Source organism: Fusicatenibacter sp., from assembly GCF_050872605.1.
Taxonomy (GTDB): Bacteria; Bacillota; Clostridia; order Lachnospirales; family Lachnospiraceae; genus Fusicatenibacter.
Genome location: NZ_JBNMHD010000065.1, coordinates 1 through 9,116 on the forward strand (window position 1 = coordinate 1; position 9,116 = coordinate 9,116).

The 9,116-nt window shown below is 48.0% G+C and carries 4 protein-coding genes and 1 tRNA gene; all 5 read right to left on the minus strand.

Going from position 1 to position 9,116, the window contains the following annotated elements:
• Positions 1 to 128: 128 nt before the first annotated feature.
• The gene (gene ppdK, locus ACY2VT_RS13685) at positions 129 to 2,759 is read right to left on the minus strand and encodes a pyruvate, phosphate dikinase (protein ID WP_238033241.1); all 2,631 of its coding nucleotides are present in this window, start codon (positions 2,757 to 2,759) and stop codon (positions 129 to 131) included.
• Between the two features lie 508 nt (positions 2,760 to 3,267).
• A complete protein-coding gene (locus ACY2VT_RS13690; RefSeq protein WP_461880262.1) occupies positions 3,268 to 4,179 on the minus strand; it encodes an undecaprenyl-diphosphate phosphatase in 912 nt (303 codons plus the stop codon).
• Positions 4,180 to 4,381: 202 nt separating this feature from the next.
• The gene (gene carB, locus ACY2VT_RS13695; protein ID WP_461880263.1) at positions 4,382 to 7,588 is read right to left on the minus strand and encodes a carbamoyl-phosphate synthase large subunit; all 3,207 of its coding nucleotides are present in this window, start codon (positions 7,586 to 7,588) and stop codon (positions 4,382 to 4,384) included.
• Positions 7,588 to 8,661 (minus strand): carbamoyl phosphate synthase small subunit, encoded by a 1,074-nt coding sequence (locus ACY2VT_RS13700; protein ID WP_055227684.1) that lies wholly within the window; start codon positions 8,659 to 8,661, stop codon positions 7,588 to 7,590. The genes carB and ACY2VT_RS13700 overlap by 1 nt, the downstream gene beginning before the upstream one ends.
• 241 nt (positions 8,662 to 8,902) lie before the next feature.
• Positions 8,903 to 8,986: transfer RNA gene (locus tag ACY2VT_RS13705), tRNA-Leu, on the minus strand.
• Positions 8,987 to 9,116: the final 130 nt, after the last annotated feature.

The window sequence follows — 9,116 nt, forward strand, 5'->3', positions numbered from 1 at the left end:
AAAAAAGACCTTGCGGTCTGTATTTCTACAGACCTACAAGGTCAAATTTTATGTTTGGACATTTATTCTGTTGGTTGGGAAATTTGCCCCTTAACAGGCTATTTCAGTTTTCCCTTCAACAGCTTAAATTAAGCGTTCTTCTGAGCGATAGCTGCCTGAGCTGCTGCCAGACGAGCGATCGGTACACGGAACGGTGAGCAGGAAACATAGTCCAGACCCAGTTTGTTGCAGAACTCTACGGAGCTCGGATCTCCACCGTGCTCACCGCAGATACCTACGTGCAGAGAAGAGTTAACCGGTCTTCCAAGATCGATAGCCATCTTCATCAGCTTGCCAACGCCGTCCTGATCGAGTTTTGCGAATGGATCGTTCTCGAAGATCTTAGCGTCATAGTAAGCGTTCAGGAATTTACCAGCATCGTCACGGGAGAATCCGTAAGTCATCTGAGTAAGGTCGTTGGTTCCGAAGCAGAAGAAGTCTGCCTCTTTTGCGATCTCATCTGCAGTCAGAGCTGCTCTCGGGATCTCGATCATGGTACCAACTTCGTATTCAAGGTCGCTGCCTGCAGCTGCGATTTCAGCGTCAGCGGTCTCTACTACGAATTTCTTAACGTATTTCAGCTCTTTGATATCGCCAACAAGTGGGATCATGATTTCCGGTTTTACATTCCAATCCGGATGAGCTTTCTTCACGTTGATGGCTGCGCGGATTACTGCGCTTGTCTGCATCTTAGCGATTTCCGGATAAGTTACAGCAAGACGGCATCCACGATGACCCATCATCGGGTTGAACTCATGCAGACCAGCGATGATTGCTTTGATCTGCTCAACAGATTTGCCCTGTGCGTCAGCCAGTTTCTTGATGTCCTCTTCCTCAGTCGGAACGAACTCATGAAGCGGCGGATCCAGGAAACGGATGGTAACCGGGTTGCCTTCCAGAGCTTCATACAGCTTCTCGAAGTCTCCCTGCTGCTCCGGAAGGATCTTAGCAAGTGCTGCTTCTCTCTCTTCTACGGTTTCAGCGCAGATCATCTCACGGAATGCATCGATTCTGTTGCCTTCGAAGAACATATGCTCTGTACGGCAAAGACCAATACCTTCTGCGCCAAGCTCACGAGCTTTTTTAGCGTCTGCCGGAGTATCAGCGTTTGTACGAACTTTCATGGTTCTGTATTTATCTGCCCAGCCCATGATTCTTCCGAACTCGCCAGCGATGGTAGCGTCTACGGTCGGGATCAGTCCGTCATAGATGCATCCTGTAGAACCATCCAGAGAGATGCAGTCTCCCTCGTGGAACTCTTTGCCAGCCAGTGTGAATTTCTTGTTTGCCTCGTCCATTACGATATCACCGCAACCGGATACACAGCAGGTTCCCATACCACGGGCAACTACGGCTGCGTGGGAAGTCATACCACCACGAACAGTCAGGATACCCTGTGCAGATTTCATACCTGTGATATCTTCTGGGGATGTCTCAAGACGAACCAGAACAACTTTTTCTCCTCTTTCAGCCCATGCAACAGCGTCATCAGCTGTGAAGACGATTTTACCGCAAGCAGCTCCCGGAGATGCTCCCAGTGCTTTTGCCATTGGAGTAGCCTCTTTCAGTGCTTTTGCATCGAACTGCGGATGAAGCAGAGAGTCAAGGTTACGAGGATCGATCATTGCAACTGCCTCTTCCTCTGTTCTCATTCCCTCATCTACAAGATCGCAGGCGATTTTCAGAGCAGCTTTTGCTGTTCTCTTACCGTTACGTGTCTGCAGCATGTACAGTTTACCGTGCTCTACAGTGAACTCCATGTCCTGCATATCTCTGTAGTGTGTTTCCAGAGTTTTGCAAACTTCTTTGAACTGTTTGAAAGCTTCCGGGAATTTCTCTTCCATCTCGGAAATGTGCATAGGTGTACGAACACCGGCAACTACGTCCTCGCCCTGTGCGTTGGTAAGGAACTCACCGAACAGTCCGTTTTCTCCTGTAGCAGGGTCACGAGTGAAGGCAACACCTGTACCACAGTCATCTCCCATGTTTCCGAATGCCATCATCTGTACGTTAACAGCGGTACCCCAGGAATACGGGATGTCGTTGTCACGACGATAAACGTTTGCTCTCGGGTTGTCCCAGGAACGGAATACGGCTTTAACAGCCTCCATCAGCTGTACCTTAGGATCGGTCGGGAAATCCTCACCGATTTTAGCTTTGTACTCAGCTTTGAACTGCTCAGCCAGTTTTTTGAGGTCATCTGCGTCAAGATCTACGTCCTGTTTTACGCCTTTCTCCTCTTTCATCTTGTCGATCAGCTCTTCGAAGTATTTTTTACCAACTTCCATAACTACGTCAGAGAACATCTGAATGAATCTTCTGTAGCAGTCCCAAGCCCAACGTGGGTTGCCGGAAGCCTGTGACAGAGTTTCAACAACCTCTTCGTTCAGACCAAGGTTCAGGATGGTATCCATCATACCTGGCATGGAAGCTCTTGCTCCGGAACGTACAGAAACGAGCAGCGGATTCTTAACGTCTCCGAATTTCTTTCCTGTGATTCCTTCCATTTTATCGATTGCTTCCATGATCTGACCCATGATCTCGTCGTTGATCTGTCTGCCATCCTCATAGTACTGTGTACAAGCCTCGGTTGTTACCGTGAATCCCTGTGGTACAGGAAGTCCCAGGTTTGTCATCTCAGCCAGGTTTGCGCCTTTTCCACCGAGAAGATTACGCATGTCTGCATTACCTTCAGTGAACATGTAAACCCATTTTGCCATTGTTACTTTTCCTCCTACTTGTAATTTTGATAGGTTATAGTAAAGTATTTCCAGATTGCCCTGGATGATACGTTCACCCTATACTGATTGCACCGAAAATAAAGATATCCTCGGGGCGCACACATTTATTTTACCATAAGAATATCTTTAGTCAATAAAAATATGGCAAATTTTCGGTATTTTTTTAATTTACAGTTCACTCGTGTGTTCTGGCGGGCAAATTTCATGCCTGCATGAAATTTTGTTTGCAAGAACACACGAAGGGAGCGCCGAGAAATGAGCAAAAGGAGCTGCGCAGCAGCGGAAAGCGCTGAAAGCGCGGTTTTGCGAATGGTGCGGGTGAACTGTATCGTCTGTGCCCCTGTTATGTTTTATTATATCAGCTTTTGGTTACTTTTTACAGGGTTTTTTGTAATTTTTACGCAAAAAAAGAAGTATCGCACAATTTTTTCATTTGGCGATACTTCTTCTTCTATTTTTCCCGGTGAATTTTCGGAATTGTCTTGTATTATGCCTTCAGAATTACGGTTTTGATTACGAAATACAGCAGCACAATCACACCGAGTACGATGCGGTACCAGCCGAAGGCTTTGAAATCGTGCTTCTTGATGTACTGCATCAGGAATTTGATGGCAAAAATGGATACCACAAATGCCACCAGCATGCCGACGATCATGATCGCCACCTCAACACCGGTAAAGGCAAAGCCGTGTTTTACCAGTTTTAAAAGGCTCGCGCCGAACATAACCGGAACGGCAAGGAAAAACGTGTACTCCGATGCCAGCTCTCTCGAGCATCCCAGCAGGATACCGCCGATGATGGTTGCTCCCGAGCGGGAAGTTCCCGGTACGATGGAGAGGAGCTGGAAAATACCGATATACAGCGCATTTTTCCAGGTAATCTCTTTGATTTTTGTTGCAGACGGTGTTCTCGTCTTGTTGTAATTCTCAATGATGATGAAGAGAACACCGTAGATGATCAGCATCAGCGCTACGATCACGTAGTTCATCAGATGGGCCTCGATCCAGTCGTTGAATGCCAGTCCGATCACGGCTGCCGGCAGACACGATACGACGATCTTGAACCACATGATAATTTTGTCCAGATAACAGTAATTGTCTACAAAGTTCTGAATACCTGCAAAGACCTTGTTGTCGCTTGGATTGGCAAAATAGCTCCGGCTTTTTGCTTTGCTTTTGCCGTGAAACGGCCAGAGATCCCAGAAATAGATGACGACAACCGCAAGGATTGCACCGAGCTGGATGACAACTTCAAAAACATTTTTGAAATCCTCTGTTACATTCAGCTTAATAAACTCATCTACCAGAATCATGTGGCCGGTGCTGCTGATCGGAAGCCACTCGGTAATGCCCTCTACGATGCCCAGCAGGATAACCTTTAACCACTCAATAATGTTCATACGATATGTACCTTTCTCTTTTTGAATTGGATGCCCTTTTCTGGCATTCTATTAAAAATCTATCATACTTATGCTAAAAACACAAGCGCGTCACGTTTTCTTTTTTGTAAAATCCATTCAAACCCACATTCGGCCAAAAAAGCTCTCTGCCGCTTTGTTTCTGCAGCAGAGAGCTTTTCTTTGCTTTATGCTTCCATCATGCTTATCTCTTATCGATCGTTGCAATATCGATCAGGGTCAGCTTCTTCACATCCGTATTTTCCAGACTGGTTACGAGTGCAGTTGCGGTATCCAGAGAGGTCAGTACGTTGACACCTGTCTCGATCGCGTTCCGGCGGATAACAAATCCGTCTTTGGAATGCTCAACACCCTGGGACGGAGTATCGATGACGAGGTCGATCTTGTGGCCGAGGATCAGGTCCATCAGGTTCGGGGACGGCTGCTCGATCTTGTTGGTACGGATCGCATTGACGCCGTTCTCGTTCAGGGCTTTCGCTGTATTTCTCGTCGCATAGATCTTGTAGCCGAGAGCCTGGAATCTCTGTGCGATCGGAACGATATCCTCTTTATCCTCATCCTTTACGGTGATGATCATGTTTTTGTATTTCGGCAGGTTGATTCCGGCGCCGAGGAATGCTTTGTAAAGAGCCTCGTTGAAAGTCTTTGCAATACCAAGGCACTCACCGGTGGATTTCATCTCCGGTCCAAGGGCGATATCTGCGCCGCGGATCTTCTCGAAGGAGAATACCGGCATCTTGATGGCAATGTAATCTGCCTCTCTCTGCAGACCCGGCTCGTAGCCAAGCTCGCGGATCGTGTGGCCGAGGATGACTTTCGTTGCCAGCGGCACGATCGGGATTCCGGTTACCTTGCTGATGTACGGCACGGTACGAGAAGAACGCGGGTTGACCTCGATGACGTAAACATCCTCACCGCATACGATGAACTGGATGTTGATCATACCGATGACATGCAGGGATCTTGCCAGACGTTTCGTATACTCTACGATGGTGTCTTTTGCATGCTGGCTGATGCTCTGTGCCGGATAAACGGAGATACTGTCTCCGGAGTGAACGCCGGCGCGCTCGATGTGCTCCATGATACCAGGAATCAGGATATCGGTGCCGTCGCAGACTGCATCAACCTCGATCTCCTTGCCCTGCAGGTATTTATCAACCAGGATCGGATGCTCCTGTGCGATCCGGTTGATAATGCCGATAAATTCATCGACGTCCTCATCGCTGATGGCGATCTGCATACCCTGTCCTCCAAGGACGTAGGACGGGCGGACGAGTACCGGATAGCCGAGCTCGTTGGCTGCTTTTTTCGCCTCTTCTGCGGTGAATACGGTGTGTCCCTTCGGACGCGGGATTTCACACTGCTCCAGGATCTCATCGAACAGCTCACGGTCCTCTGCGGCATCTACGTTCTCCGCAGATGTTCCAAGGATCGGCACACCCATTTTCAGGAGTGCTTCGGTCAGCTTGATTGCGGTCTGGCCGCCGAACTGTACAACGGCTCCGTCCGGATGCTCGATGTTGACGATATTTTCTACATCTTCCGGTGTCAGCGGCTCGAAATACAGTTTATCTGCGATATCGAAGTCGGTGCTGACGGTCTCCGGGTTGTTGTTGATGATGATGGTCTCATAGCCCTCTTTCTTGAATGCCCAGGTACAATGTACGGAGCAGAAGTCGAACTCGATACCCTGTCCGATACGGATCGGGCCGGAACCAAGGACGAGGACTTTCTTTCTGTCGTTTGTCTCGACAGCTTCGTTTTCGCCGCCGTATACGGAATAGTAATACGGTGTGGTTGCTGCGAACTCAGCGGCACAGGTATCTACCATCTTGTAAGCTGCGGTGATATCATACTGTTTTCTTAACGCTTTTACTTCTTCTTCGGTCTTTCCTGCCAGTTTTGCCACCAGGTAATCCGGGAACTCAAGGCGTTTTGCTTCGCGCAGCAAATCTTCATCCAGCTCTTTTGTCTGTAATGCCTGCTCCATCTCAACGAGGATGGCCAGCTTGTCGATAAACCATACATCGATTTTGGTGATCTCGTGGATCTCGTCGTAGGAGATGCCCTGACGGATCGCCTCTGCGATTCTCCAGATTCTCATATCGTCTACGATGTGAAGCTCTTCGATCAGCTCGTCTTTGGACAGGTGGCTGAAGTCATAGGACATCAGGGAATCTACGTGCTGCTCCAGGGAACGGATGGCTTTCATCAGCGCGCCCTCGAAGTTGTTGCAGATACTCATAACCTCACCGGTTGCTTTCATCTGTGTGGTCAGGGTACGTTTTGCACTAATAAATTTATCGAACGGCAGACGCGGGATTTTTACAACGCAGTAGTCCAGCATCGGCTCGAAGCTTGCGTAGGTTTTTCCGGTGATGGCGTTCGGGATCTCGTCCAGTGTGTAGCCAAGTGCGATCTTTGCAGCAACCTTTGCAATCGGATAACCGGTCGCTTTGGAAGCCAGTGCAGAAGAACGGCTGACACGCGGGTTTACCTCGATAACACAGTACTCGAAGCTGTCCGGATTTAATGCATACTGTACGTTGCATCCGCCGGTGATACCGAGCTCGGTGATGATGTTGAGTGCGGAAGTACGCAGCATCTGATACTCTTTATCTCCCAGGGTCTGGGACGGTGCTACGACGATACTGTCTCCGGTATGAACGCCGACCGGATCGATGTTCTCCATGTTGCAGACGGTGATGCAGTTTCCTGCACTGTCCCGCATAACCTCGTACTCGATTTCTTTCCATCCGGCGATGCATCTTTCAACCAGTACCTCGCCGACGCGGGAAAGACGGAGTCCGTTGGAAAGAATCTCAATCAGCTCTTCTTCATTGTAAGCGATACCGCCGCCGCTTCCGCCAAGGGTGTAAGCCGGACGTAGAACGACCGGATAACCGATCTTGTTGGTGAAATCGATACCAGTCTGTACATCATGAACAACCAGGGAGGCCGCTACCGGCTCGCCGATTTTCTCCATGGTATCTTTGAATTCCTGACGGTCCTCGGCTTTTTTGATAGTCTGCGCCGTGGTACCGATCAGGCGTACGTTGTTTTCTTTTAAGAAGCCTTTTTCTTCGAGCTCCATCGCAAGGTTCAGTCCTGCCTGGCCTCCCAGGGTCGGAAGAACGCTGTCCGGTTTTTCTTTCTGGATGAGCTGCTCTACGACTTCTACGGTCAGCGGCTCGATGTAAACGCGGTCTGCGATATCTTTGTCAGTCATGATGGTTGCCGGGTTGGAGTTCAGAAGTACAACCTCCATTCCCTCTTCTTTCAGGGAACGGCACGCCTGTGTACCGGCGTAGTCGAACTCTGCTGCCTGTCCGATCACGATCGGACCGGAACCGATAACCAGAACTTTTTTAATATTCGGATTCTTTGGCATTATTTATTACCTCCCATCATCTCAAGGAATCGGTCAAACAGGTATCCGGAATCCAGCGGGCCAGGGCATGCCTCCGGATGGAACTGTACGGTAAAGATGTTTTTACCGACATATTTGAGTCCCTCGTTGGTGCCGTCATTGACGTTCACAAAAGCAGGAACTGCCACCTTCGGATCCAGGGTATCGGTATCTACGACATAGCCATGGTTCTGGGAAGAAATGTAGACTCTTCCGGTCGCCAGGTCTTTGACCGGGTGGTTTCCGCCGCGGTGGCCGTATTTCATTTTATGCGTATCTGCACCGGTAGCCAGTGCCATCAGCTGATGTCCAAGGCAGATTGCGAAAATCGGCACATTGGAATCGTACAGTTTTTTAATCTCTTTGATGATGGATACACACTCCTTCGGATCTCCAGGTCCGTTGGACAGCATGATTCCGTCCGGATTTGCGGCAAGAATCTCCTCTGCTGTGGTAAGTGCCGGATAAATGGTCACTTCACATCCGCGCTCATTTAAGGAACGTGCGATGTTGTTCTTTGCTCCAAGATCCAGAAGTGCAACTTTAAAGCCTTCTCCTTTTAAAACTGATTTTTCAGAGCAGGTTACCTTTTCTACAACTTTTCCGGTATTATACGCTTTTAATTTTGGAATAATTTCATCGAGATGATAGTTTTCGTTGGTCGTGATCATACCATTCATGGTACCTTTTTCACGAAGAATTTTGGTGAGAGCACGTGTATCGATTCCGGCGATTCCGGGAATATCGAACTTTTTCAGGAAATTCTGAATGGTGTCCTGGCAACGGAAGTTGCTGGGGAGACGGGATAATTCTCTTACAATATAGCCATCCGGCCAGGGTCTTAAGGACTCCTGATCTTCGTAACAGATTCCATAGTTGCCAATCAATGGATACGTCATACATACTGCCTGTCCCGCATAGGATGGGTCAGTCAGCACTTCGAGATATCCAGTCATGGATGTATTAAATACGATTTCACTGATCACTTCTTTTTGTGAACCAATGCTGGTTCCGGTAAAGACATGCCCGTCTTCTAAGATTAGAAAAGCTTTCATCATTCCACCGTTTTCCTTTCTTTTTCGTTCGGTTTTAAGTTTGTATAAGATTGTGGTCTCATACTTTAATCTTTCAGATTCTATCACAACCATGGAAACATTTCAACCATTTTTGTCGAATTACGGAAAATTCTTTTCTGGAAAAATAAAAATACCCTGACGGAAAGTTTTCCCACTTCCCATCAGGGCAATCCGAATTGGTCCACCGGACCAATTCTTGATACGCAAAGCAAAAAAATAATGCAGGAGATGGGACTTGAACCCACACGATCTTGCGACCACAGGCACCTGAAGCCTGCGCGTCTGCCAATTCCGCCACTCCTGCATTTCATATATTCAATCGCTTTTCGCGACTGCTTGATTATGATAACGTATTTATAAACAAAAGTCAAGAGATAAAATGAAATTTTTTAAATTATTTTTTCAAATCCAACAATTCTGGAACACTTTACCAC